General features: G+C 50.9%; 22 protein-coding genes. 7 read left to right on the top strand and 15 right to left on the bottom strand.

Annotated features, from left to right (window positions below; translation table 11 throughout):
• Positions 1-1086: 1086 nt before the first annotated feature.
• From IPQ00_13430 to IPQ00_13410, 5 genes are all read right to left on the bottom strand, one after another.
• A complete protein-coding gene (locus tag IPQ00_13430; GenBank protein ID MBL0241562.1) occupies positions 1087-1614 on the bottom strand; it encodes a DUF3883 domain-containing protein in 528 nt (175 codons plus the stop codon).
• 502 nt (positions 1615-2116) lie between these two features.
• Complete coding sequence (locus tag IPQ00_13425; GenBank protein MBL0241561.1) at positions 2117-4093, bottom strand: DEAD/DEAH box helicase; 1977 nt, start codon at positions 4091-4093, stop codon at positions 2117-2119.
• On the bottom strand, positions 4093-5526 hold the full coding sequence (locus IPQ00_13420) for a hypothetical protein (GenBank protein MBL0241560.1): 1434 nt from the start codon (positions 5524-5526) through the stop codon (positions 4093-4095). The genes IPQ00_13425 and IPQ00_13420 overlap by 1 nt, the downstream gene beginning before the upstream one ends.
• A complete protein-coding gene (locus IPQ00_13415) occupies positions 5519-7228 on the bottom strand; it encodes a DNA cytosine methyltransferase (protein ID MBL0241559.1) in 1710 nt (569 codons plus the stop codon). Before IPQ00_13415 ends, IPQ00_13420 begins: the two co-directional genes overlap by 8 nt.
• The gene (locus tag IPQ00_13410; GenBank protein ID MBL0241558.1) at positions 7225-7494 is read right to left on the bottom strand and encodes a helix-turn-helix transcriptional regulator; all 270 of its coding nucleotides are present in this window, start codon (positions 7492-7494) and stop codon (positions 7225-7227) included. Before IPQ00_13410 ends, IPQ00_13415 begins: the two co-directional genes overlap by 4 nt.
• A gap of 619 nt (positions 7495-8113) precedes the next feature.
• Between IPQ00_13410 and IPQ00_13405 the strand changes: the two genes are divergently transcribed.
• A complete protein-coding gene (locus IPQ00_13405) occupies positions 8114-8473 on the top strand; it encodes a transposase (protein MBL0241557.1) in 360 nt (119 codons plus the stop codon).
• A 382-nt stretch (positions 8474-8855) separates the two neighbouring features.
• On the opposite strand, the gene IPQ00_13400 is transcribed toward IPQ00_13405, so the two are convergent.
• Positions 8856-10028, bottom strand: a complete 1173-nt coding sequence (locus IPQ00_13400) for an AAA family ATPase (GenBank protein MBL0241556.1) — start codon at positions 10026-10028, stop codon at positions 8856-8858.
• Between the two features lie 477 nt (positions 10029-10505).
• Between IPQ00_13400 and IPQ00_13395 the strand changes: the two genes are divergently transcribed.
• The gene (locus IPQ00_13395) at positions 10506-10922 is read left to right on the top strand and encodes a hypothetical protein (protein ID MBL0241555.1); all 417 of its coding nucleotides are present in this window, start codon (positions 10506-10508) and stop codon (positions 10920-10922) included.
• Here the strand turns inward: IPQ00_13395 and IPQ00_13390 are convergent.
• Genes IPQ00_13390 through IPQ00_13370 form a run of 5 tightly spaced genes read right to left on the bottom strand, consistent with a single transcriptional unit; the run spans position 10919 to position 18838 of the window.
• Entirely contained in the window at positions 10919-11902 is a 984-nt protein-coding gene (locus IPQ00_13390; protein MBL0241554.1) for an NAD(P)H-quinone oxidoreductase, read from the bottom strand. The two genes, IPQ00_13395 and IPQ00_13390, sit on opposite strands and share 4 nt — an antisense overlap.
• 4 nt (positions 11903-11906) lie before the next feature.
• Positions 11907-13628 carry a TolC family protein gene (locus tag IPQ00_13385; GenBank protein MBL0241553.1) on the bottom strand — a complete coding sequence of 574 codons (1722 nt, stop codon included), beginning with the start codon at positions 13626-13628 and terminating at the stop codon, positions 11907-11909.
• A gap of 4 nt (positions 13629-13632) precedes the next feature.
• On the bottom strand, positions 13633-16827 hold the full coding sequence (locus IPQ00_13380; GenBank protein ID MBL0241552.1) for an efflux RND transporter permease subunit: 3195 nt from the start codon (positions 16825-16827) through the stop codon (positions 13633-13635).
• A gap of 24 nt (positions 16828-16851) precedes the next feature.
• The gene (locus IPQ00_13375) at positions 16852-18156 is read right to left on the bottom strand and encodes an efflux RND transporter periplasmic adaptor subunit (GenBank protein MBL0241551.1); all 1305 of its coding nucleotides are present in this window, start codon (positions 18154-18156) and stop codon (positions 16852-16854) included.
• 19 nt (positions 18157-18175) lie between these two features.
• On the bottom strand, positions 18176-18838 hold the full coding sequence (locus IPQ00_13370; GenBank protein MBL0241550.1) for a TetR/AcrR family transcriptional regulator: 663 nt from the start codon (positions 18836-18838) through the stop codon (positions 18176-18178).
• A gap of 255 nt (positions 18839-19093) precedes the next feature.
• On the opposite strand from IPQ00_13370, the gene IPQ00_13365 reads away from it, so the two are divergent.
• Complete coding sequence (locus IPQ00_13365) at positions 19094-19438, top strand: DUF883 family protein (protein ID MBL0241549.1); 345 nt, start codon at positions 19094-19096, stop codon at positions 19436-19438.
• A gap of 127 nt (positions 19439-19565) precedes the next feature.
• Here the strand turns inward: IPQ00_13365 and IPQ00_13360 are convergent, their stop codons facing one another.
• From IPQ00_13360 to IPQ00_13350, 3 genes are all read right to left on the bottom strand, one after another.
• Positions 19566-20228, bottom strand: coding sequence for a hypothetical protein (locus IPQ00_13360; protein ID MBL0241548.1), 663 nt, complete (start codon positions 20226-20228; stop codon positions 19566-19568).
• A 54-nt stretch (positions 20229-20282) separates the two neighbouring features.
• Positions 20283-21530: a VWA domain-containing protein gene (locus IPQ00_13355; GenBank protein ID MBL0241547.1), complete on the bottom strand. Its 1248-nt coding sequence runs from the start codon at positions 21528-21530 to the stop codon at positions 20283-20285.
• 241 nt (positions 21531-21771) lie between these two features.
• A complete protein-coding gene (locus IPQ00_13350; GenBank protein ID MBL0241546.1) occupies positions 21772-22368 on the bottom strand; it encodes a hypothetical protein in 597 nt (198 codons plus the stop codon).
• 179 nt (positions 22369-22547) lie between these two features.
• Here IPQ00_13350 and IPQ00_13345 point away from each other — a divergent pair, with 179 nt between their 5' ends.
• Positions 22548-23291 (top strand): MerR family transcriptional regulator, encoded by a 744-nt coding sequence (locus tag IPQ00_13345; protein MBL0241545.1) that lies wholly within the window; start codon positions 22548-22550, stop codon positions 23289-23291.
• 69 nt (positions 23292-23360) lie between these two features.
• A complete protein-coding gene (locus IPQ00_13340; GenBank protein MBL0241544.1) occupies positions 23361-23960 on the top strand; it encodes a hypothetical protein in 600 nt (199 codons plus the stop codon).
• A 70-nt stretch (positions 23961-24030) separates the two neighbouring features.
• Here IPQ00_13340 and IPQ00_13335 read toward each other — a convergent pair whose 3' ends face one another.
• Positions 24031-24378, bottom strand: a complete 348-nt coding sequence (locus IPQ00_13335) for a DUF2493 domain-containing protein (protein MBL0241543.1) — start codon at positions 24376-24378, stop codon at positions 24031-24033.
• A gap of 234 nt (positions 24379-24612) precedes the next feature.
• Between IPQ00_13335 and IPQ00_13330 the strand changes: the two genes are divergently transcribed.
• Both IPQ00_13330 and IPQ00_13325 read left to right on the top strand, forming a co-directional pair.
• On the top strand, positions 24613-24957 hold the full coding sequence (locus IPQ00_13330; protein MBL0241542.1) for a cupin domain-containing protein: 345 nt from the start codon (positions 24613-24615) through the stop codon (positions 24955-24957).
• Positions 24958-25005: 48 nt separating this feature from the next.
• Positions 25006-25185, top strand: coding sequence for a hypothetical protein (locus IPQ00_13325; GenBank protein ID MBL0241541.1), 180 nt, complete (start codon positions 25006-25008; stop codon positions 25183-25185).
• Positions 25186-25196 lie beyond the last annotated feature (11 nt).

Genomic DNA, 25196 nt, shown 5'->3' with positions numbered 1-25196 from the left:
ATGGGGGATCGTGAATAGTGAATGGTCGATCGTGAATCGTGAATAGTGAATTGTGAATGGTCGATCGTGAATCGTGAATAGTCGATGGGGAATCGTGAATTGTGAATCGTGAATAGTAATTTGGATCTCTTTGCGAACTTTGCGTCCTACCTTTGCGAGCTTTGCGTTAAAATCCGGCGTTGATAGTGGATTGTGAAATGGGGAATCGTGAATCGTGAATGGTCGGTCGTGAATGGAGAATAGCGAATAGTAATTTGGATCTCTTTGCGAACTTTGCGTTGAAATCCGGCGTTGATAGTGGATAGTGGATGGTGAATGGTGGATCGTGAATGGGGAATAGTGAATCGTGAATGGTGACGAGTGAATTGGATCTCTTTGCGGGCTTGGCGTCCTGCCTTTGCGAGCTTTGCGTTGAAATCCGGCGTTGATAGTGGATTGTGAATGGTCGGTCGTGAATTGTGAACTGTGAATGGGGAATAGGGAATATTAATTTGGATCTCTTTGCGAACTTTGCGTCCTACCTTTGCGAGCTTTGCGTTAAAATCCGGCGTTTATAGTGAATAGTGACGAGTGAATTGGATATCTTTGCGGTTTTTGGGGTCAAAATCTGTCCCAAACGGGTCAAAAAACACCAAAAGGACCCATTATTTGACTCAAAAAAGCCCCTATTTCGGCTGTTTTTGTCCCAAAAGCGGTCCAAAACGGCACTTTCTGTCCCAAATGGACCACCTTTTGGGACACCTAAACGCCTTCAAACGCCCATAAAACCTGCGTTTCCTGAAATCTGCCCTGCCCCATTCGCCCGCAATGGACCAGAGTGGTCCACCCGCACCGATCCTCACCGGCGGCAAACATCACGTTTGGTCAGAGCATTGTCAGACCCGGCGCCCGGCCGATACTTATTGTCGGTTGATCGCTGCATACAATACGTATAGTTTTGATCCCAATTATAAACCAATCTCTGATCGATCAATTTGGTCAGAGGATCCGACAGCTCCGTCACGAAAAAGGCCTCTCACAAGAGCAACTTTCGTTTCAAACCGGCTTTCACCGCACCTACATCGGCATGGTCAAACACTAACGGTTTCATTGCCCATCTATCGATTCATTACTACAGACACCCAACTCGAAAGAATTGTTCAACGATTCAAAGGACGTGTTTAAGTTAATGAAGTATTTTTCAATGCGTTTAGTCCAAGTTTTGTCGTCATTGATTACACGGTGGCATGGATCAGAAATTATGATTGGGTGGTAGTTGGGATTTATCATTTTGTCTCGGTCAACTAGATAGAGAAAATATGACCCTTTCTTGACCCGGGCGGCATCCAATTCATTACGGGACCAAAAAAAATTCGGGACGCCGGAAAATGACTTTACTTCGATGAATCGGTTCGTCTCGTGAGAATCTAAATCGTCAAATGACACTATGTCGTATCCGGCGCCTGTATCATACATCGATATTCTCTCGATCTTTCGTAGATCTGGGTGCGTGACGAGACGTTTCCTTTCATATTCTTCAACAAATATCTCAGCTTCCTCGCCGTGAATATGGTTTTGCTCAAGTAATTTTTCAAGTTCATCAATTCCGAGTTTTCTTTTCTTGATTTCGGGCATTAGCTCTCGATCGAAAAGCTTTTTGTATTTCGAGTTAACTATGTATTTTCTAATATTCGAATCAGGATGAGGAAATAGAAAATCGAACGTCAAAAGTAACTGTCGAAAATTGGCATAACGAAATCGAAATGCACCAACGTCGATTTGTATCAGACGGTAAATAATGTCATACGAAATGTAGTCGGAACAAAATATCTGATGGAATAAATCGTCCTTCTTTGCCGAAATAAGAACCATTTCAAGAAATTTATTTTTTAGATAACTCTCGCTTACAAGGGCCGGCACAAGTGAAGGATGAAGCGTGATAAACCCGTCGTTACTGACCACAACGGCACCGATCGACTCAGCTAGGGGCAAGCAGCCGTCAAAAACGTGATTGCCGTCTATAATTCGGTTGAAAAAGTGCTCCTGAACGTGATTGGAAGTCCAGCCGCGACTTACTGCATTAAGTTGGTTGAATAATTCGCTAAAGAATTGGGGCGTGCCTAGATTCTCGTAGCGACTAAGAACGTCGAGCATAGTCGTTAATGAGTGCCATTATGAGATCCGTCTCGTCAGAATCATCAAGTCGGCTGAAAAGTGGTATTTCCTCGTCAATGATTCTCTCCATACGCTGAACTTTCCGCTTTAACTTGTCATCTATTACTCCGTCAATCGAATTACTTGAAATTAAATAGTAATAATGGGTTTCTTGATTAGGGGGTAATCCATATCTGTGAATACGATCTCTAGACTGAAGGAAATTCGCACAATTGTAATCGCGCTCCAAGTAAATTGCATTATGGCAACCCATATGTAGCGAAATTGATTCAGAGACCGCAAAGGGGTTGGCAATTACAACTCGAAAGTCGGTATTTGTAGGATTATTAAATTCCTCGACAATCAGTTCACGGCTAGGTTGATCCACCTCTCCAATAAGGAGTTTGGAAACGATCTCGTTATTCAAGAGGTACAACTGTAGTTGCTTTGCATTTTGCACGAAAATGGTCCAAACAATAGCTTTGCCGCCTTTTTTAGAAAGTATTTGATCAAGAAGCTCCTTGACCACAGTAAACTTCTGCGGAGTTTCGTTCTTTTGATAAGTATAGAGTTTTGAAAGAATCTGAGAGTCATTCTGTAATTCATCCGGCAAATTTTCACCCAAAGTACCGTTGAATTCATAATCGTTCTCATACAAGGTTTCTGCGAGTGGCTTCAATAACAAAGACGGATTTGATGCCGCCTGTCTTAGTCGGATTAGCTTTGCCCTGTTAAGCAAGTCCTTTACCGTGGCCGTGCTATTGGTTTCGAACAATCGAATAGATTTTGTTTCTATGAAATCATAAATCTCACGCTGTATAGGATTCATGACTACGTCGATTGAATGTTCGAAGTACCGCGGCAGTTTCAGATCGCTCTTTTTTATTCTAATAAAATACGGTGAAATATTTTCAATAAAGTTCTTTACACTGTCGCTTTCATATGACGCACTTTTTGTCATTTCAACCAAATTCCCATAGTGGGCTTTCAGAATGCTTTTGTATCGATATGGATACAAAAATTGAAACAGATTAAAAAGGTCTTCGTAGCCATTAGGTACTGGCGTTCCGGTTAATATAATTCGGGACCTAGCTGCCTTTGCTATCTCAATTGCACTCCGTCCCCAAACTCCGTCTGGGTTTTTGATACGATGAGCTTCATCAATGACGACCATGGTCTTATTCCGGTTCAAAAATGAGATTATCTCGTTTTGAAGGCTAACCACCCCACCGTGAAAAATCAGTGTTAGTTCGGCTGGGTTGGTCGAAAATAGGTGCTGTTCCTTCTGTTCGCGACTAACAGATGCCTCACCGGACAAACGTTGCGAGATTATCTCCTTTCCAAAACAATCTTTGTATTCATTTTCCCATGGAGCAAATGAAGATAAGGGGCCAAGTACCATTAGCTTGTTTACATGCTTTGGATCCGTTTCAGGAAGCCCTCGAAGATAGGAATAGGCTCCATAAACAATTGATGTTTTTCCGGCACCAGGTACAGCAAAATTACATGCATTCTGTGAGAAAGCCATGTGAAAAGCTGACAACAGCTGACGAGGGTACAACGGACGGACTAATGTGTTCTTAACTACTTTTTGAAAATCATCAAAGTACGAAACAAGATCGGGGACAATTTGAAACTGATCGTTTCTAATAGACCTTGCTCTTTCTGAGAATTCCCTAAATGTACTTTCTTCACGTTCAAAACTTGAGACATCGTCGCGTGTCCCCGCCGATAGTGTCGAGCCAAACGAGAATCTTTCCAGAAGTCGCTGAAGTTCTTGAAGTGTTTGTATCTTAGTCTTCTCTTCATATGGAACCAAAACCGCGTTTTCGTCCGTTTCAAACTTCATTCGTCGAAGGGCAAACATAATCCGTGGATTATCTAGAAGCTCGAGGACGTTTCCCGTCAAGCGAAACCATCCAATGTTAGTCTCCGTCTGAATTTGAATGGTTTGACTCATTAGCTAGCCTTTATACGCTTTTCCATCTGATACGCAGCCTTCGACACATTCTTAATATTCGCAAGCATAATTTCTTCGTCAAATCGTGCCGAATCTAAGTCAATTCCTTGAAGCAAGCTTAGTACCAACGACAGAGTTTCTTCTGGGGATTTCTTGATAAGCATTCCCGTTAGTGTTTGGATTAAATCCTCCACGCGTTCTAGAACTTCTGGTTGGGAGAAATTCTTGTGTCCTTGTTGGATTGAATCGATTGCTTTACGAGCACTTGTGACGAGTTCGAGTGGCTTATCCGCTGCTCTTAGGTATCCGAGATCGGTTTGATGTTCCTCTAGGTTGTGCGCTATACCTTCCAATACTTCATCCCGAAATTTAGCATCCCTGTTTGAAAGGGATGCTTCAATATTCTCTGAATTATAGTCAATTGGATATTCTGAATTGATTTTTTTGACAGCTGGTGAAACGATTGAAAAGTGTGTATCTGCAAAATCCTTCCAAATCTTTGCATCACCGAAAAAGTGATTCTTCCTTTGTCCGTCGGCGATATGTCGAAATGATTTTCCGTCGTATGACTTTCCAATTTTCGCGCGTACAAAATCGAAACAGATGTTTTTAAGATCATCGACGTCTAGCTGCTCATAGCCGTCAAACGCCTTAGTCGATTCTTTTCCATCGCCAAATGTTTTTAGCCATTTCTTTAGATAAAGAAAAAGATCCTCCTTTCCATCATTCGGCGTATCCGCCATTGCGTAAATGCCGTCGTACTCCAAATACTGCAAATACTCATCAATAACGTCCATCACGTCAAGGTAATGCTGGATTTCAGACTTTTCTTCCCCCATCCAATTAGCAATTTGCCCAATAGCATTCTCGGGCGCGTTTTCGGCGATTAGTTTATTGTAGATTTGTTTCGCTTTAAGGTATTTCTCGATCGGGTTGTAACCTTGCTTTTCATCTTCGCCCATCTGATAGGTCGTTTCGAGTTTCTCGACCTCAATCGGATCATCCTCCAGAGCTACCGGCAATACGACCGCCTTAAAGAAACGGTATTTGGGTTGGAGCTTGTTAAGAAGCATCAACCTCCGATTACCATCGATTACAATTCCATCGCGGGTAACTATGCCTATTTTTAGCTGCCCTTTTATTGAAATGTCCTTTTTTGTAATTTCGTTCTTTGACACTTTCGATCGCCATAGTAGTTCTTCAATAACGAATTTTCCTTCCTTGGTCTCCGGATTCACATTTCGGCCCTGCTTTTCGAGCGTCTTCGTCCGGCTCAAAATACGGCCGTTAAATTTGTTGTAAACCAAATACTCTAACGGAATTTCAAAGACACTCATTTGCTCGAGTCGGTCATGCCACAGAATATCTTGTTTTCCGTATGCATCTCTTAACATAATTTCAGCGATTTTTTGTGTTCGGGTTTCCTTATTCATTTCTATTTGCTTTAGCGGCAATCCGGCTTATCGCATATAAGGCGAAAAGCTGTTTAGTTGGAATCTTCTTCTTGTTTTTGAATATAATTTGATCCTCGTCCTCGAAAATCTGATTATCAAGGTCAAGCTCATCAATGATTCGACCCACTTCATCAACTAGTTGACTCGGATTCAATAGTGCACCATTAGCGTTTTGAAGTTCATGCAAGATTTGTAGTTGATTAGAGTTCCCAATCTTCTCCAAAAAACCGTTGTTAATAAGTGTGAGAAACTCGAAGCCCTTCTCAAATCTTGCAATTTGCGGTTCCAAACGAAGATAGGTGTCATCGGAGCATACGTGATTCGGGAAGCCGTTGCCGGTACCGTATTGAACCGACGTTAACCAGTGACCCATAGTTAAAGTCTTTTCTGCAATATCATAATTTGAAAGCGTGACCGTCATATTGCCGTCCTTAAAGGGATGCCGCCTAAAACGAGAACCTTTATTTTTCTTGGGCGGATTGTTGAATATTTTTTCGGTAAACGTATTCAAGTTACATACATTTTCTGTGTTTACCGCCTCGCTTAGTAAAGGTTTCGCTGGGCTTTCCTCTCCAAGCTCGATCAATATCTGCGCAGCGAAGGCACGACTAACAGATGGACAAACTGCATTCCCAACCAGCCTCCATTTAGTTCCTTCGCTCCCCTTAAATTGGTATGTAATGGGAAAGCCCATAAGACAAGCGGCCTCTCGAACAGTTGGTGTTCTATATTCGCCATTCCCTTCCCGAGCTAATGCCGATTTATAAATTAATGCTTCTCTCGACGAACCAATCTTGGTAGCCGTAACGGTTCGGCTAGGCTTATCCTCATTTTCAGGAAAAGACATTTTCCCCATAAACGGATGATTGGTTTTCCAATATCTTGATAGATTCCATTCGCACTCATACAACCCTGTATCGTAGAAATGGTCTGTCAACTCGTCACTAAATAATTTGAGATTTGTATAGTTCGGGTCTGTAGTTTCAAATCGCTTTCTCGACGAAGACGGATCGGGTAATCCATTCTTAATTTCCACGAGCGTACGCCAGATTTTCTTGCCGTTTGATGCCGTCTCGCTATGGGTCGGTTCGGGCACGACTAAAGATTTTCGGGCAATAAGTTCGCCTGAAATGACTCTTTTGCGGGCTTGAGCACTCCCATAATCTGCGGAATTTACTATTTCATGGTTTCCCGACAGACGTATTGCTACCTTCGAAGGTCCGATTTTGTTTTCAATGGCCCAATCCCCTAGGCCAAGATCCTCAAAGGTGTACTCGCTCGCAAGGTGTTTTACAGATCTCGGCACATTCTCCATCAACCAAGCTTGGAGCTTTGAACCTTTCTTCCATTTCTTAACCGCGACGATTCGCAAGAAAGTTTGAGTAAGAGTGATACCAACGCTTTTGTCTGCTTTTCCAGAGATGTTGGAAGATGAAAAACTTACGCACGGCGGGCTTCCCAAAATTACGTCAGTATCGGGTAGCCCTTCGATTGCATCGACCGATTCTAAAAATTCGAGAACATTGCGAGCTTTACAATCCAATCTAAAATTATGGTTGAACGTATCAATTGCGGGTTGCCACCGATCGATTCCGAGTTCTATCTCAAATCCTTGTTGACGAAAACCTTCAGAGAAACCACCACCTCCGCAAAAGACATCAATCACAGTCAACGGTTTCATATCTTGCCGCCCCCATTTGTCGAACCCTCAAGCCTTGACTCGAGTTCGGTTAAAAAGGCAGCAAAATCGATTCCCAATGCTCTGCAAAATGCACGGAGCTCGACTACATCGAGGCGGCGCTCACCACGCTCCACCTTGCTTACGAAAGACTGGGTCTGATTCAATCGCTCGGCAATTTGAACCTGTGTAAGTGATTTAGAAGCACGCAATCTACGCAATTGGTCGAGAAAAATCGAATAATCGTGCGAATAGATAGATTTTTCCATGAAATTTCATCTATGAAACAAATTAAAGGTCAATTTTGAATAGTCCAAAATCGACTATTTTTAGAAAGCGGGAGTGTGGTTCTGTGTGGGTGGAACAATCAGTATAATGCCGGTTTTGGAAACAGATTATCCGACAATGAAAAGCGGTAGGAACCCAGTCGCTATGGCTTCCGGTTCTGACAGGTGGTTGGTGCTCATCACGCGCCAGACGGTTTGGCTGTTGGGTGTTGGTTATCGTTTGTCGCGGGTGTAGGGCACGGGTCGAGTTTAGAATTGAAAGCGGCGAATGAAAAGTGAAGAGTGTGGGTAGAGTCAGAAGCCAGTCGCGATCGTCCCTACGCTACGGGATGGGAATGGTGGCGCGATGGTGTATGGATAACGCAGAAAAGCCCCACCCGCTACGGCAGGTGGTACTGACATTGGCGGTGTCTTTGGGTCGCGGAGCGACGAAATGATCGTAGCCGTGGGTAAGAACCCACGGAAAAGGTATTGTAAAATGATTGCGTCGCGGCAGCGACGATTGAGAAATGGCAAACACATATTCGCAGGTTTATTTGCACCTCGTTTTTAGCACCAAAAACCGCACAGATCTAATTCACCGCGAGATCGAAGAGCGTGTCTGGGCATACATTGCAGGAGTCGCACGGCACCACGGTATTACGCCAATTCAAATTGGCGGCATCGAAAATCATATTCACGCCTTGTTGAGTGTCCCAACGACTCTGTCACCGAGTCAGGTAGCAAAGACGTTAAGGGCGATTCCTCGTACGGAATTCGCCGTGAATTTGAAGGAATGTCGGATTTTGGATGGCAAGATGGTTATGGGGTGTTTTCGGTTTCAAGATCGGCGGTGCCGGATGTGGTCGATTACATTGTGCGGCAGCGGGATCATCATTCGACACGAAGTTTTGAAGAAGAATATGTTCGATTATTGGAGAATCACGGTATAGATTACGACGACAAATATTTATTTGATTGATTCATCCGTCGCTACGCGCCGAGATGGATTTGGCGAACGGCTCCGTGGGTTGTCGCCGGTCCGTGGGTTTTTACCGGTCCGTGGGTTTTTACCCACGGCTACAATGAGGCGTCGCGATACGACGCGGATGCGCGAAACATTCCGGGGTTTTCGGCGTTTCGGGGGTTATCGCTGGTCCGTGGGTTTTTACCCACGGCTACAATGAGGCGTCGCGATGCGACGGGGATGCGCCCGTGGATTTTCACCGGTCCGTGGGTTTTTACCCACGGCTACAATGAGGCGTCGCGATGCGACGGGGATGCGCCCGTGGATTTTCACCGGTCCGTGGGTTTTTACCCACGGCTACAATGAGGCGACGCGGCAGCGACGGGGATGGCGGGGGCTACGGTTTGTCGGATTTTAGGATGCGGGCGACGGTGGATTTTGAGATGTTTAGGCGGTCGGCGATCTGGCGATAGGAGAGGCCGGCGGAGCTGAATCGGCGGACGGATTCGACGCGGCGGGCCGGGGTTACGCGGATGGGTTCGCGATCAAGGAGCGTGTCGTAGCCGCGGCGGAGGTGAAATGCTTCGTGGGTGCATTCGATAAAGCGAAAGCGGGGAAATGACTCATCGGTAATTATCCGAAAGGCGGCGACATTTGTGGTGTCGTGGCGGATCACCGAATTTCGCTGTTTGAGTTGCTTGAGGTAGCGGATCTCGGGCTGGTAGATGTTGCGGCCGATGGCAAAGACGTTGTCGGCGAAATTGACGATCGATTTAGAGCCGGCGAGGGCGTCGATCGTGATCGGCAGGGTATCAGGGCGTTTGATGGAGTGGGCGAGCACGAGGATCGAGACACCGAGTTCGGTTTTGAGCAGTTTGAGGCCCTTCATCAGGCGAGCGGCGGCATCGGCGGCAAAACCGCCGGCGACGAGCCAGGAGATATTGTCCACGATCAAAACGCGGACCTCGTACTCGGTCAGGCTCTGCTGGATCGAGCCGAGGACGAAATCGGCGTACGTGCGATAACCGTCGGGCAAACCCTTTTGCCAGTCGATCTCGGCTCGCAGAATGTCGCGGTGAAACTCGTGCGGCTTTCGCTTGGAGAGCTTGACGGGGTCGGCCGTAGAATAACGGTCGTAGAGCTGACGGTGCGTCATTTCAAAGTCGAGCAGCAAAACTCTCTGCGGCTTGGCGGTCATCTCAAATGGCTCGATCCGGCGGCCGCGGACGATCGAATCGGCGATCTGCATAGCGAGCAAACTCTTGCCCACGCCGGTGTCGGCAAACATTATCGTCAGCTCATTCTCACACCATAGATCGCCGAACAGGTGACGAGCCTTGCCCTGCCGGCTGCCGATCCGGATCCAATCATTGGCGGACAGCACCTCAAACATATTGTGTCGGGTGCACGCCGCCTCAAAGCGTTGAGTCTCTTTGGCGACCGCCTCGTCGCGGCGGAGTTCTTCGGCCGTCTTGGGCGGATCCGACTCAAACTGTTTGAGGACGTAATCCTCGCTTTCCTGTTCGGGCAGTTCGGACTCGTCAAATGCGTATGGGTCGTCGTAATTCATCGAAGTCGGCGGCCGAAGCCTATGGAAACGGCCGTAATTTAGAATGTAACAGATGTTGTGTAGATGGTCAAGTGTTGCGAGAGTGAAACGAGGGAATGGGGAATCGTGAATCGTGAATCGTGAATCGTGAATCGTGAATGGTGAATGGGGAATGGGGAATGGGGAATGGGGAATCGTGAATGGTGAATTGTGAATGGTGAATTGTGAATGGTGAATGGGGAATCGTGAATGGTGAATTGGGAATCGTGAATTGGGAATTGGGAATGGGGAATTGGGAATCGTGAATTGGGAATGGGGAATGGGGAAGAGTGAATGGGAAATCGGGAACAAGTGACCGGAGCCAGAACGCTATTGCGGGTGTTGCTGATGTGGGCAGCGTTTGCGGTCAGATCGGCTGTGAGTGTTTGCGCCGGTTTGTAACATAATCGTTTACTTTGCCGTCCGGCGTGTGCTAAGGTACGGGAAACGCGAGTACTTATGCGAATTCAGGAAATGCGGTCGGGAGTCGAACTCCTTCGAAAAAGGCAAGAGTCGGCGGCCGTCGATAGAATATTTGAGATGCAGACGCTGCTGGAGCAGGATCTGTGCGCGGTGGCGGAGCGATTTGAGCGCGAACTGCAGAACGACGAGCCTGAAACCGTAGCAACGCCGGTCGCTTTGGAGGCCGCCGTGGCGGAACCCGAAGCAGCAAAGGCGGTATGCGAGCCTGCGGAAATGACGATATCGAGTGAGCTCGCGCGTCCGATGTGGGCGGTCGTCTCATTTGAGCGTGTCGAAGTATCGCGGCTTACATATGCTCAGGCCGTTTTCGTGATGAACGAACTCACTTCGCAGGGCGCGAGCGGACTCTGCATAATTACGGACGAAGCCGCCCGCCGCATCGCCCGAAGCTAAAATTCCAACACAACCTTTCCAAAACTCTCGTTAGACGCGAGGTGATCGTACGCGGCGGACACGTCTGCGGCGGCGAAAACGCGATCGATGACCGGGCGGAGTCGGCCCGAGCCTAATAGCGGCACGATCTCATCGACAAACTTGCGAGTCACCGCCGCCTTTTCGTCAAAACTGCGTCCGCGAAGCACCGTGCCGGTGAGCGTCAAACGCTTTTGCAAGACCACCCCAAGGTCGATCTCCGACTTGCGGCCAGCGGTCAGGCCGACGAGCATCAGACGGCCTTTTGCCGCAAGACACTTAATATTTTCGGAAAAGTACGCACCGCCGACGAGGTCCAGAATGACGTCGGCGCCTCTGCCGCCGTTTGCCTCAGCGACGGCGTCGGCAAAGAGCGGTTCGGCGGTGACAATGCCCGCGTCGATGCCAAACTCGTCGCATTTTGCAAGTTTGGCGGCCGTTCGCGAAGTGCCGATCACGCGTGCTCCGATAGCCTTGGCGATCTGGAGTGCGGCGAGGCCGACGCCCGATCCGACCGCGTGAATCAGAAGCGTCTCGCCCGCCGAAAGTGCGGCCTGAGTGATGACGGCGTCCTGTGCGGTGATAAACGCCTCGGGCACGGCGGCGGCTTCGATAAAGGTCAGAGAGTCGGGAATGCGTGCGAGATGAAGGGCGTCGGTGATGAGATACTCGACTTGAGCCTCGCCGGCCGTGATGCCGAAAACACGTTCGCCGCCGCTCCATTGTGTGACGTCGCTACCAACCTCGGTAACCTCACCCGCGAACTCAAGACCCGGAATATTTGGCGAAACTCCGGGCGGCGGCGGATAAAGTCCCTTTACCTGCATAAGGTCCGCTCGGTTGAGCCCGGCGGCACGCACACGCACCAAAACTTGCGACGCCAAGGGCGATGCGGGCTCGTCAACCTCGCACAGCGAGACAGCGGCATTCGGCGACGGATCATTGATATAGACGGCCTTCATCGTGTTATTTCGGCTCGATATTCTTGGCCTTGAGCGAGTTGCCGGTCGCGCGTTCGAGCTCGGCGATCGCCTTGTTAAGCTCGGTGCGGGCACGGAGTTCGTTGCTGCGGGCGACGGCGAGAGCGGTCTGGCGTTCGAGCACCTTATAGATGTCGGACTGGCCGGCGTCGAGCTTCCGCTGTTCCGAATCGTATTGCTTGGCCGAATTATCGCGGGCGACCGCGGCGGCCCTGAGCCGAGCCTCGTTCGTGCGGATCGCTTGCAGAGCATTTCGTACTTCGACCTGGACGCCTTGCTCGATCTGCTCACGCTGCGTGTCGATCCGCTCGGCTTCGACCTTGGATTTGCCGAGCAACGCCCCGGCCGTTTTGTCGCCAAAGAGCGGCAGATTGAACTGTACGCCGAAGCGAAACGTCGGGTAGCGATTGGCGAAAATGCCGCTGAGTGGATTGCCGGTCAAGAGTGCCAGATTGGCCTGCTGCTGCGCACACGCAGGCGATGTCGGCGCCGTGGTGCAGGGCGTCGGAAAGGACGGGCTGAAATCCGGATTTTGCGTGCCGCCGACACCCGAGGACGAGTAGCTGGCGATAAAGTCGATCTGCGGCTTTTGCTGATCGCGATAGAGCCTTTGATCGATCGCGTTGATGTCGCGTTGGGCCCGATTGAGCTCAAGCTCAGGCCGATTGCTGAGCGCCGCATCCATTGCCTCGGTCAATGTGGTGCGCGGAGTGTCGAGCTCGACCGGATCGACCGGCGTCAGAGCCTCGGACCAGATGACGTCGCTGCGGTTAGCCGAAATGAGATTTTTGAGAGCATTCTCAGTCAGATTGACGACATTCAGAGCGTCATAGACCGCTTGTTCGAAATTGGCGACCTGCGTTTCTGAGGCGACCACGTCGATCGGTGCAAGCTGGCCCTCTTCGGCCAGACGACGACTATGTTCGAGCTGTGACTTGGCGTCCCGGACGCTGTCACGCTGGACCTGCAGATTGCGCAGAGCAAAGGCGAGATCCCAATACGCCTTTTCGGCACCGGCGACGATCTCGATCGAACGCTGGCGAAACTGCGTGTCGGTGAGCGACAGATTTTTCTTAAATATCTCGATGGTCCGCCGTGCGGCGTCGATCTTGCGGCCGCGAAATAGCGGTTGCGTGACGGCGAACGAGAGCGTCGAATTGTATTGCGGACTGAGGATCGAGATCGGATTGTCGGTCGTCACCCGCGTATTATTGAACGCACCCGTGAATATCGTGCCGTACTGCGGAGCAAAAGCCTGCAGGGCGGCATTGCCGAGCAGCGTGCCCTGAGTCGCCTTTTGATTGTTGCTGAAAATGCTGACGTTCGGCGTCGTCGTGTGGTCGTAATAGGTCTGTCCCGACAGCCGCGGTTGAAAAAAGCCTCGGGTCGATTGCAGGTCAAACTCGGCCATTCGCGCCGTCTTGCGCGAAACCTCGATATCGCGGTTATTGCTGAGTGCAAGCTCGATGGTCTCGCGCAGCGTAAGCGATTTTTGCCGTGTCATATCGACGCCGACGCGGCCGAGATCGGGCAAGCTGCGGTCGTCCGAGCGGTAGTTAGGTGCGATCGCAGGAACGCCCTGCAGGTTTTCCGGTGCGACAGTCTGCGTGTCGGACGGCGTCGGTGTCGGTGTGGGCTGCTGCGCGCGTGCGGCCGTGCCGAACGCTAACAGCATTACCAACCAAATGATATAAAGGTGCCGTTTCATATATTTACTGCTTCGCGAAAAGCGAACTGGTCGCAGTTGATAATTTTCGTTTGGCTCCGCCGAACATCCGCGTAGCAAAGCCATTAACAGATTTGAAGATCTTCATTTCGGCCAGATCGTCAAAGATCGAATAGAAGACCGGGACAGCCAGCAGCGTCAAAAGCAAACAGAGGCTCTGGCCGCCGACCACCAAAACGCCGATCGAGCGGTTTGTACCCGAACCTGCGCCGGTCGAAATGACCAGCGGGATCATACCGGCGACCAATGCGATGGTCGTCATAAGGATCGGCCGCAAGCGATCACGATTGGCCTGAATGATGGCATCGTAACGACCCATTCCGTGCGAACGCAGCGTATTTGTATGGTCGATCTGCAGAATTGCGTTTTTCTTAACGACGCCGAATAGGAGCAAAAGGCCGAGTCCCGAGAAGATATTCACCGTTTGCCCGACCACCAAAAGGCTGAAAATACCGAATGGTATCGACAGCGGCAGCGTCAGAAGGATCGTCACCGGATGGATGAACGACTCGAACTGCGCCGCCAAAACGATGTACATAAAGATGAATGACAGGGCAAAAGCAAGCAGGAAGTAGAAACCGGCCTTACCCATTTCCTTTGACTGGCCGACGTAGCCTGTGCGGTAGGTCGATGGCAGATTCATCTCCTTGACGAAACTGTCGATCCCCGCAGTGATGCTCGCCGCTGAACCGCCGGGCCGAGTATTTGCCAAAAGCGTGACCTGACGCTGTCGATTGGTTCGGTCGACGGAGCTCGGACCGGTGCCCGTGGAGGTCTTGACGACGCGGTCAAGTGTCACCACGCCGACCTTGGATGACGGCACGATCATTCGCCGCAGTCCCTCAACGCTGGTTCGAAACGGGTTGATAGCACGCACACGCACCTCGTATTGGTCGTTTCCGGCGTTGAAAGTAGTCGCCTCCTGGCCGGCGACGAGGGTATTGAGTGCCTGCGAAATGTCGCCGACGCGTACGCCGAGGTCGGCCGCCGTGTCACGATCGATCTCAAGCTGAAGTTCGGGTTTGCCGCTGACCAGCGTCGAGTCAACGTCCACTGCGTCCGGGATCGACTTGATCTTTTCTTGGATCTTCTGCGAATACTCCTCGAGCTTTTTGAGGTCAGGTCCGGCGATCAGAAACTGGACATTGGCACTGCGGAAACCGCCGCCGGAAAATGCCTGTACGGGTTGGACGCCTGTGCGAAGCTCGCCGGGAAATTGTTTTAGCAATTCGCGGGCATCGCCCATTAACTCTTCCTGCGACTTCGCACGCTCCTTGATATCCGTGAGTTTAACGTAGATCGAGCCGGCATTAACGACCTGCTGTTGGCCGCCGCCTACCGTGGCGAGTGTGTCGGTCACGCCGGGCATCTTGCGGATCTCCGCGGCAATTCGCTCAAAGATCTGGGACGTCGCTCCGATGCTCGACCCTTCAGGTGCCCGGACGGTAACCTCAAACTGTGATTGATCGTCGACCGGCAAAAAGTTTTTACCGACGAACATAAATAGCGGAACGATGCTGAGAAAAACCAAAATACAGAGGACGACGATAGCCCAACGATGCCCCATCGAGAATCTGAGCATCGACGTGTAAACTTTGTCCACGACGCGAAACCAACCGGTATAATGACTGTCCGACGCCGCTTTCGGCGTGAGCATACCGTCACCGCTGATCTCGTCCTGCTCTTTCGCCGGTTCCTCGGCCTTACGCTTGATCAGGCGTGCCGCGAGCATCGGCGTGAGCGTAAAAGAAACGATCAAGGACACCAGCACCGCAAACGATGCGGTCAGGCCAAAGCTCGACATAAATCGCCCGACGATGCCCTGCATAAACCCGATCGGGACAAATACCGCCATTAGCGAGAGTGTCGTCGCCAAGACCGCCATACCGATCTCACGCGTGCCTTCGATGGCCGCCTGAAATGGGTTCATCCCTTTTTCCTCGACGAAGCGATAGATATTTTCGAGCACGACGATCGCATCGTCGATGACGATACCGACCATTAGAGTGAGCGACAGCATCGTTATGGAATTGAGCGTATAGCCCATCCCATACACCAGAGCGAAAGTGGCGATGATCGAAGTCGGGATCGCGAGGCCGGCAATGAGCGTTGATCTAAAACTCCAAAGGAAAAGGAATACAACGATGGCCGCGAGGATCGAACCAACGACGAGATGCTCTTCGATCGCGTGTAGCGAGTTTTCGATGAAGACCGAGTTGTCACCGATCACACGCAGTTGAAATCCGGCGGGCAGAGTCTTTTCGATCTCGGCGAGGCGAGACTTGATCTCGCGCGACACCGCGACGGTGTTTTGCCCGGATTGTTTCGAGACGATCAGAGTCACCGCCGGGACGCCGTTAAGGCGAGCCTCGGAACGCGTTTCTTCGGCGCCGTCCTCGACATAGCCGAGGTCCTTGACCTTGACCTGATAATTACCGCGGGTCGCGACGACGACCTCATTAAACTCCTCAGGTGTCTTGATCTTGCCGACGGTGCGGACGCTGGTTTCCTTCTGGCCTTCGTCTAGGCGACCGCTCGGAAACTCGATGTTTTGGATCCTGAGGGCGCCTGAGACCTCGGCGGGAGTGACGGTGTAGGAACGCATCTTGTCGGGGTCGAGCCAGACATTGATCTGGCGTTCGCGGCCGCCGATGATGGTTATCTGGCCGACGCCGTTGACCGACTCGATGCGTTCCTTGATCTGCTTTCGGGCCACTTCCGTCACTTCGCGAAGCGATTTTGGAGCTGAAACCGAAATACGCAGAACGGGCGCCGCATCAGTGTCGAGCTTTTGGACCGCCGGTTGCTTGGCGGTTTCCGGCAAATTGGGGATCACGGTCTGGACGCGGTTTTCGACCTCTTGGGCCGCCACGTTGACGTCCTTTTCGAGTATGAACTGAACAAACACCTGCGAGAGTCCCTCGACCGAGGTCGAGCGCAGTTCGTCGATACCGCTGATGGTATTGACGGCCTCCTCGACCTTTTCGGTGATCTCGGTTTCGATCTCCTGCGGCGACGCGCCGGGATTGACCACCGTGATCGTGATGGTCGGGAAATCGATCTTTGGATACAGATCGACGCCTAAACTAAAGAACGAGAATGCCCCGACGACGACCAGCGACAATATAAGCATCGTCGCGAATACCGGGCGTTTTACACAAATCTCAGCCAGCCACTGCATACTGCTTTACCCCTCGTGAAACAACTAATTAGCCTGCCTTACAGCGACGCCGTCATAGAGCGTGTTGATGTTGCTGTTGGCGACAATTTCGCCCTCGGCGATACCGGTCTTGATCTGGATCAGACCGTTTTCGAGCAATCCGGTCTGCACGATATGCTCGTGCGCGACGCCGTCCTTAATAACAAATACCCTATTGGTCTCGCCCTCGGTACGCACGGCCGAGGCAGGTATCATAACGGCATTTTCCGGTTTGGACTGCGTGATCCGGACGGTGGCAAACTGTCCAGGCTTGAGCAATCCATCGCCGTTCGCGACCTCGGCTTCGACGATGAGCGTGCGGGCCGTCGCATTGATATTGGGCAACATTCTGACAACCGTTCCGGCAAAGCTGCGGTCCGGATACGCGCTCGTCTGGAGCGAGATGCCCTGGCCGATGGCGACCTTGCCGATCGATGCCTCGGGCACGTCGATCTTCAGTCTCAGCGTCGATGTTCGGACGATCGTCGCAACCTTAGAATTTGGCGTATTAGGCGAAATAAACTCACCCGGATCGGCCACACGCTCGGCGATGTAACCGCTGATCGGTGCATAGATGGCAGTGTCGGTGAGTGCCTTGCGGGCCTGATCGACCTGTGTCTGGGCCGTAGCGACTCCCGATCTTGCCGTTGCGACGGTGGCCTCGGCAGAGTTGATCGCCTTGACTGCAACCGCGGCGTTTGAACGCGCTTCGTCGAGTTGGCCGAGGATCGCGTCACGCGCCGCGCGGCGTTGGTCGAGTACCGAACGCGAAACGTCGCCGGTATCGAACAAACGCTGAGCCCGTACGAGTTCCTTTTCGGCAAGTATGAGATTGGCGTTGGTCGATTTTACCTGCGAGAAGGTCTCGATGTTAAAAACTTCGCCGTCCTTAACATTAAGCCGTATTTGGGCCTGGCGAAGAGCGGCAACTGCTTGATCGACAGCCTTTCGTTGCTGCTCGGCCTGAGCCTGAGCCTGTTCGAGGCGGAGGCGGGCATCGCGGTCATCCAGGCGGACCAGTACGCTGCCCTTTTCGACATAGCTGCCGACGTCAAAATTGACCTCGGTGATCTTACCGCCGACCGACGGTGCGACATCGGTCGAGGCATCGCCGGCCAGGTTGCCGGTAGCTTCGAAATAGGTCGGGATCGGCTTAACTGTTGCTTGCGTTGTCGTAACGTCAACGACCGTGGGTTGCGCGCTTGCGTTGGAGTTCGTATTGGCGGCCTTTGATCCGCATCCGCTCAGCGTCAATGCAGCAGTAACCGATACGAGCCCGAACAATAATAGGTATTTTTGACTTCTCATCATTTGATACGATCGATGCGCATCACGCATCGACTTTTCTGACCCCGTTCAATAATATTTCGGCAAAGCTCGTTGCCGCTTCCTGATTTGTAATGTCGATGATCATACGGTTTTTATCCCAGAGCAGATTGTTAAGCGAATGGTGGATCAGCATCCCCAGAAAACTCCTCACCGCCATTCGCGGATCGAGGTCGCGAAATGCGCCGTCGGCCTGGCGTTCGGCCACATATCCGCCGATAAACCCATAGATCTTCGAAATATATCCGCTGAAAAACATTTCGGCTAACTTGTGTTCCTCAAGTGCCGAATAAAATAGCAGACGCATAAAGCCGATATCGGCTTCGTGCTTGTTAAGAGCGTCAAAGGCGATATTGTAAAAGACGGCAAAGTCGTCCTTGTCCTCGATCGCCTTACGCAAAACCTCATTCTCCTCCCAGGGGAAGCGATGGACGCCGTCCTGACAACCCTTTGTGTCCAGGATCGCGGCATAAAGCTCGTCTTTTGACGCAAAGTGGCGAAAGACCATCGCCTCCGAGACACCGGCAGCAGTCGCGATCTCCTTGGTCGTCGTGCCCTTAAAGCCCTTTTGGGCAAAGAGGGAGACCGCCGTCTGCAATATCTGCTCCCGACGGGCGTCGCCGGTCATCCGGCCGGCGTGATTACACGTGAATAGGTCTTTGATCAAAAAACTGTCCCTTTAAGATACTAAGTAAGTGCTTACTTACTTTTCGAATAGATTTACATTTTGGATTCAGGCTTGTCAATTCTTTTTCTGATAAAAGCCGTATGATGGCGAAATTCGGAACAAACGGACGAAAAAAATCGTTACAACTTATGAGCAGATGAGTTCATCTGAATCGTCGCAAGCTGTGACAAACGACCATAAACGAGTGTCGCAGGGCGTTATATTAATAAAGCTATTTTGGAGGTAGGATCGAAAATGTCTGAATTTGAAGCCGAAGTTAAAAAAGCAGAAAAGGAATTGGAACAGAGCCTGGTACCGCTCAACACGGGCGAAAAGGTGACGGATGACGAATTTTTAGGAGATATCAAGATGCAGGCACAAGAATACGGCCAGAAGATCCAGGACGCCGCCGTCAAGGCAAGAGATTTTGCCGAGGACAAGTTTGCCAAGGCAGGCGATAAATTTAAGGAATTGCAGAACAAGGACCCGAAAGAGTTCGTCGAGGACGCCAAAGAGTTTGCCCGCCAGAAACCCGGCCAAACCATTCTGATCGCCGCCGCAGTCGGCGTGATCCTCGGTCTGCTGATTAAGCGAAAATAAAACCGCAACTTTCGCAGTCTAACTGAAGTTAAAAAGGCCGCCCCGTCGAATTGGGGCGGCCTCTTCTGTTTGGAAGTTTGCCAACAATAGACAATAGATAAAGGGCGAGTAATGCTCCTATCCGTGATCAACGACCGAGTGTCAAAATGCCATTCGGAAGGTCGTAGAGTACCTTCGGATAGTGATTAAAGATGTCGTTGCCTAAGATACCGTCGATGCCTATCGACCCCAATCCGTTTTCGAGATCGGGCGGCAATTCGCCAACGATCAGATCCAGCGTGACATCGGCGAGACCGACTGCCTTCCGATAATTGCCGCAGGTAAATGCTCCGCAGGTGATATAAAAGTCGTCGTAGTGTCCGACGACTTCGCCCCCGGCGACCAGAGATGGCATTAGGAAAGTGACCTTTGCACCCGTATCGAGAGCGAGCCTCACATCCTGCCCGTCCACGCGGCCCGATAGTATTGGTACGCCAATACTCTCCAAACGGACTTCGACCCCTTCAATCCGATCGGTCACATCGAAAGTGATCGTCCTAGCGTTCGAGTCAACCAGAAATGAGTGTTTCCCTAAAATGTCGGTGCCGATCAAGATGTCAAACGGCTTTCCGAGCAGAGTTCCGAGTTCCGTAACACCCTTGCCACGTAGGCCTTCCATAATCGTCGGGTTCCCCATCGACGGCAACGATCCGGCGCCGAATGTGACTGGCGAACCGGTGTCGATAAGGCAGACGTTGTCGTCGATATTTGCGAGTATGTGTCCGTCAAATTCTTCGAAATTAAATTTCATAAAATAGTCCTCCCGGCAGAGCGACCAACCGGGCCGCCCTGCCATTTTAAGTACTTACTCCTTACCGGTTCGACGGTTGTACCGTTGGTACAATCCTAGCTTACGGGCCAACATATCATCAATATCGAGAGCCTCGTCGATCCCGGCGAGATCGTTCAACTCCTTTCGAAGTTCGGGTGATGGAGCTCTCAAGAACATTTGATCGGTAGCGCCCATCGCCGCCGCAAGGGACGATTTGGCGCTTCTCGGGTCGCCGCGATCGATGTGCTCGGCAACTTCACGGCGTGCCCGTGCGTTAATTAACAAAAGCACCGCTTGAGCGACTGACGGATCTTCCTCCAGAGCGTCAACGACTTCAGCGGCAGCAAACTCCACCTGAAACTTAGCCTTGGACTTCTCCGGCAGTTTCGAATCCTGCCCGATATATGAAAGGTCAAAGTCGGCAAGATGCAACGTTGCCCCGGCTTCTGTTGTCGGAACCGCCAACCTGACGACGATCTCAAGCGGCGAACCGGACTGTAGATTCGGCAGCTTATATCTACCGGACGGGTCCCGCTCGAGATCGTTAAGGAGTTCAACCACGCGAACACCTTCTTTCGGCTTTATGCCAAAGGTCACGCTGTGTCCCACCTGAGCGATCAGGCCCTTAAGCTCGACCTCAAAGATACGCTGCATATCATCCGGTTCCTGTACGTGCCAACTGTTGCCGTTTCCGGCTTCAGCCATCGGCATCAGCAGATCCTCGTTAAAGTCGCGCCCGATCCCGATCGTACTGGTACTTATGCCCCGGTTTCCGAGTTCGCGAGTTTGGTGGACGATCGTATTGACGTTTGTTTCACCAACGTTCGCCTGACCGTCAGTGATAAGCAGGACCCGATTGATCGCGTCGTTATCGAGATGGTCACTCACCTGCAAGCCCCCGCGCACCCACGCTTCGTGAAGTGCCGTCGAACCCCTAGCCTCGATCCGGTCGATCTCGGATCTCATCGCCGCCTTGTTTCGAACCTCTTGGCTTGGGATCAAAACGTCAACGCTCTGGTCAAAAATGACCGTGCTAAGCCGGTCAGTCGTGAGCATTTGATCAATGCAGTACTTGGCCGCCTCCCTTGCATATTGCATCTTTTCGCCGCCCATCGAACCGGAGCGGTCAAGCACGACCGAGAGGTTTAGCTTGGGCCGCTTGGATTCGGTATTGTTCCTCTCCGGCGGAACCACGCGTACCAGCACGTCGATCGTCTGGCCCTCGCCGGCAGTTGATTTTTCCTTAATAGTCTTGATCTCGATAATTGTTTTGTTTTTCATTTTTTCCTCCGTGTCTTCGTGTCGATCGTTGATTAGCGAATGCGTCGTGAATCTCAAATATTCCGATAATTTTCAATATAGCACTCTAGCAAGGTACTGTCAACAGTGTTTGCTGCCGACAGTATCCTGCTATAGAGTCTATTTGGAACTGATGAACTTCGAGGGTCGAGCAAGAGGAGATCGGCAACAACGGGCAGTCGATCTCCGCAGCTCAAGTTCATATCTGCTCCCGTGAAGTGAACTATGCGGCCGTGTATGCCGCCGCCCTAGGCGCAGGTGTACTGCCGAGGTGGCCGTAGGTTACACAGCCACCGTCAAAAGCAAATATCCGCTGTCGGTTATATTCTATTGCGGAATTGGTCGGATCGTTATAGTGCGTCAAGACGTGCTCGGCCAGTCGCCAATTGCTGAGCCCGGTTTTAATGCCTTGATTCACAAGCCTTGAAAATAGCCTATTGCTATACGTGAGCTGTTCAGGCGTTGCGCCAATCCCGAACACATACGCTTCTTGCGGTTCACTGATGAACATCCCTGTACAGAATGCGCTCAGCTTATGATCCTTAACATATTGGTCCGCGTTACACCATATGTATATATTATTCGGCTGGTCTTTGAACAACGGGACAAATGTCTCGTTTACGCATAGCCTCATACCAGTGCCGATCAAACCCTGCGGAACTCCGTGGCCAAGGCAAATAGTTCTCTCTGACTCAGCGACCGCATCAAGTAAATTGGCATTTGCCGTATTAGTAATTGGCTCAAGTCCGAGCCCCGCGTATACCAGCTTCAAATCGTCTGTCGACCGATCAGCCGGATGTATCAGTGTTACGTTTTTCATATATTCTTGCCTCCTTTCGGCGACCAATGCGACGCCGATTTGCGAAACGTTTTAATTTCGGGGATATGACATTATATCCTGTCGACAGCATATCTTGTTAATCGAAAATGTCAAGCGACCTTTTTTGTGTCGACACTAGTTAGAGATAATGGCGATTTGTGGTACGATTGAGTGATATTATGCAGGGCACATTTCGAGATCACCGAAGCACCGAATATATAGGCGTGAGAGGACTTGCCGAGGCAGCAGAACGAGTTCTGAGGGAAATGAATCCGGGGGAGCAACCCAAGGGAACTGTGTCGGACTACCCAAACGAGCGAACGATCCGGTTTTATCTTTCAGAAGGTTTGCTGCCCACACCGACGGAAAAGCGCGGCCCGGCGTCGCTGTTTAATTACAGGCATCTGATCACGCTGCTCGTGATCAAGAAACTGCAGTCCGAAGGGTTGCCGATAAGCGTCATAAAGAGTTTGCTCGCCGGAAGAGAGATCGACGATCTGGAGAAACTGTTGCGGGAGCGGGTCAAAGTGTTTACCGATAGGACCGAGCTCGAAACTTTTATAGAGTCATCCGGAAAAGGCGAGGGCGAAGAGGTAATGGTAATGTCCGACCCTAAATTGCGTGAGGACTACCTTGCGGGTCAGGCACCCGAAATGAGTGAAGAGAACGACGCAAGCGCATACTTATCCCGACTCCTGATGAGCGCCCCGACGCCGAAGCCAGACCAAAGGTCAGCGGAACACCGGACTCATCCCGGGAAGTCGCGAAACCTGGCCGGACCCGAAGCGTGGACACGCAGCTTGATCCGGCCCGGCATCGAACTGCATCTTTCGGACGCGTGTGAACTACCCGGCACAGAGCGAGAATTGAATTCGTTACTTCGGGTGATCGAAAAAGTTCTTAGGTATAAGGCCGATCTTTGAACCGTGTCGAGCTAATGGTTGATTTTTTCACGGATCAGAAGTTAGTGATATCTACACCGGAGGATTAGGATGCTGTTATTAGAAAATTCGTTTTATGATGAACTAAGCCAGATTGAGAATCGGCTTGGACTTGCTGAAGGGTTCTTTAGGAGCGTACGAGGCGAGAGCGATTGGGCATTCATAATCAAGATCCACGCTCTCTTGGAGGCTGCCTTCTCCGACCGGATCTGCGCGAATCTCGTAAGACCGGAACTGTTAGACATAATGAGTGCTATCCCAATGAGCGACTCGCATTGCGGAAAGGTAGCGTTCGCAAATTCGTTGGGGATGTTGGGGGATGGCGAGCAGGCAAGGGCTCACAGGGGATTTATCCGCTATCTATCAGAGCTTAGAAATATGTTGGCCCACGATCCCAGAAATGTTGATTACAACCTAATGGCGGAGCTCGATAATAAGCCGACCAGAGAAAGCAAATTTGCACTCTTTAGGAAGTCTGACTCCTTTTCATCCAACGATAACGACGTATTTGAGAACGTCTTTCTGGTTAACCCCAAAATGGTTGTTTGGTGGTCTGCAGTATCAACACTGGCACGAATATATGACTTCTATGCACTTACGGCACGCCAGGCGCAAACGGTCGAATTCCTTAAAAGTTTAGTGCCAAAGTAGGCCCTTTACGGTCGACTTCGCTACTTACCGATCGGTTACCGACACGGAAGTGTTTCGCCCCTACCGGTAATTATGGTCTTGCGACCTTAACGTAGACATCCTTACCTTGTCTGCGGGCGAACTCGACGGCCTGGGCGGTGCCACGGCTGTTGCCATCCCATAACGCGACCAGTACGTCACAGGCTATTACCATTTCCTCGTTGCGCCGATGGCCGGCACCCCGTTTATGGAGGGCCCAATTCGGCCGGAAAACTGTAACGGGTAAACCGTGCTGTTCGGCATATTGTTCGGCCAAAGTATCAACGCCTGATGCACCGCCCGAGAGTATCTCCGTAGGTTCCCAACCGCTTTCAGTGACAGCCGTATCAAGCAACTCATAACTATCGATCGTCCGACTTCCGCTAATCATCATTTTCATAATTTCAAAATTCTCCTAAAATAGACTCGAATAATTCGTACTCTACAAGACTAACACTATTTACTGTAAACAGCAACTAGGTCAACTTTTCCACGTTTAAGCCTGAGCACGAGCATGTGAGTGCTCGGTTTCGCGCGGACGAGTAATATAATGGTAGTGGTCGAGTCGCTCTATTGAGTGAATTAAATATTATTAGGGCTACGACTGTGTAATTTCGATGGGAGGATGGAAGATATGAATGCGAAGAGTGAAGACGGGTCAACTGTGGTGAGTCTCGGTGAGGCTTTGGCGTATCAGGATAAGTCTGTGATCAGTCGGGTGATGCTTAAGAACGCCGGTGGGACGATCACATTGTTTGCGTTTGATGCGGGCGAGGGGTTGAGCGAGCACAAGGCGCCGTTTGATGCGTTTGTAAACGTGATCGAGGGCGACGCGGACATCACGCTTGCGGGTGAGAAGCATAGACTGACCGGCGGCGAAACGATCGTGTTGCCGGCCAACGTCCCGCACGCGGTGGATGCGATCAGCCGATTCAAAATGCTGCTTGTGATGATCAAGGTGCCAAAGACCGACGGTTAAGAGTCGAATTGTCAGAAAACCGCGGGCCAGATGTAGTAAATTCGACCTATGGAAAACAAATATCAGGTGCCGAAGAGTAAGAAGCCGGAGACTAAGGCCGAGATCTTGGCGGAGCAGATCGAGGCTCTGGTTAAGCGGCGTGACGCTGAGACATCGCCGGCGGCCAGGCAGGTGATCAACGCTGAGATCACAAAGCTCTTTGCCCAATACGAACGGCTGAAACTGTAAGCAAGCAAAAG

The sequence above is a fragment of the Chloracidobacterium sp. genome, assembly GCA_016720705.1.
In the GTDB taxonomy this organism is placed as follows: domain Bacteria; phylum Acidobacteriota; class Blastocatellia; order Pyrinomonadales; family Pyrinomonadaceae; genus OLB17.
This window is presented reverse-complemented; position numbering and strand designations above follow the sequence as displayed.

Bases quoted from the DNA above. Each gene is read 5' to 3' on its own strand.
- IPQ00_13430 (MBL0241562.1), bottom strand. From the start codon at position 1,614: ATGCCCGAAATCAAGAAAAGAAAACTCGGAATTGATGAACTTGAAAAA.
- IPQ00_13390 (MBL0241554.1), bottom strand. From the start codon at position 11,902: ATGAAGGCCGTCTATATCAATGATCCGTCGCCGAATGCCGCTGTCTCG.
- IPQ00_13350 (MBL0241546.1), bottom strand. From the start codon at position 22,368: ATGAAAAACGTAACACTGATACATCCGGCTGATCGGTCGACAGACGAT.
- IPQ00_13410 (MBL0241558.1), bottom strand. From the start codon at position 7,494: ATGGAAAAATCTATCTATTCGCACGATTATTCGATTTTTCTCGACCAA.
- IPQ00_13380 (MBL0241552.1), bottom strand. From the start codon at position 16,827: ATGCAGTGGCTGGCTGAGATTTGTGTAAAACGCCCGGTATTCGCGACG.
- IPQ00_13415 (MBL0241559.1), bottom strand. From the start codon at position 7,228: ATGAAACCGTTGACTGTGATTGATGTCTTTTGCGGAGGTGGTGGTTTC.
- IPQ00_13345 (MBL0241545.1), top strand. From the start codon at position 22,548: ATGCAGGGCACATTTCGAGATCACCGAAGCACCGAATATATAGGCGTG.
- IPQ00_13340 (MBL0241544.1), top strand. From the start codon at position 23,361: ATGCTGTTATTAGAAAATTCGTTTTATGATGAACTAAGCCAGATTGAG.
- IPQ00_13395 (MBL0241555.1), top strand. From the start codon at position 10,506: ATGCGAATTCAGGAAATGCGGTCGGGAGTCGAACTCCTTCGAAAAAGG.
- IPQ00_13330 (MBL0241542.1), top strand. From the start codon at position 24,613: ATGAATGCGAAGAGTGAAGACGGGTCAACTGTGGTGAGTCTCGGTGAG.
- IPQ00_13375 (MBL0241551.1), bottom strand. From the start codon at position 18,156: ATGATGAGAAGTCAAAAATACCTATTATTGTTCGGGCTCGTATCGGTT.
- IPQ00_13335 (MBL0241543.1), bottom strand. From the start codon at position 24,378: ATGAAAATGATGATTAGCGGAAGTCGGACGATCGATAGTTATGAGTTG.
- IPQ00_13355 (MBL0241547.1), bottom strand. From the start codon at position 21,530: ATGAAAAACAAAACAATTATCGAGATCAAGACTATTAAGGAAAAATCA.
- IPQ00_13425 (MBL0241561.1), bottom strand. From the start codon at position 4,093: ATGAGTCAAACCATTCAAATTCAGACGGAGACTAACATTGGATGGTTT.
- IPQ00_13360 (MBL0241548.1), bottom strand. From the start codon at position 20,228: ATGAAATTTAATTTCGAAGAATTTGACGGACACATACTCGCAAATATC.
- IPQ00_13385 (MBL0241553.1), bottom strand. From the start codon at position 13,628: ATGAAACGGCACCTTTATATCATTTGGTTGGTAATGCTGTTAGCGTTC.
- IPQ00_13365 (MBL0241549.1), top strand. From the start codon at position 19,094: ATGTCTGAATTTGAAGCCGAAGTTAAAAAAGCAGAAAAGGAATTGGAA.
- IPQ00_13325 (MBL0241541.1), top strand. From the start codon at position 25,006: ATGGAAAACAAATATCAGGTGCCGAAGAGTAAGAAGCCGGAGACTAAG.
- IPQ00_13400 (MBL0241556.1), bottom strand. From the start codon at position 10,028: ATGAATTACGACGACCCATACGCATTTGACGAGTCCGAACTGCCCGAA.
- IPQ00_13420 (MBL0241560.1), bottom strand. From the start codon at position 5,526: ATGAATAAGGAAACCCGAACACAAAAAATCGCTGAAATTATGTTAAGA.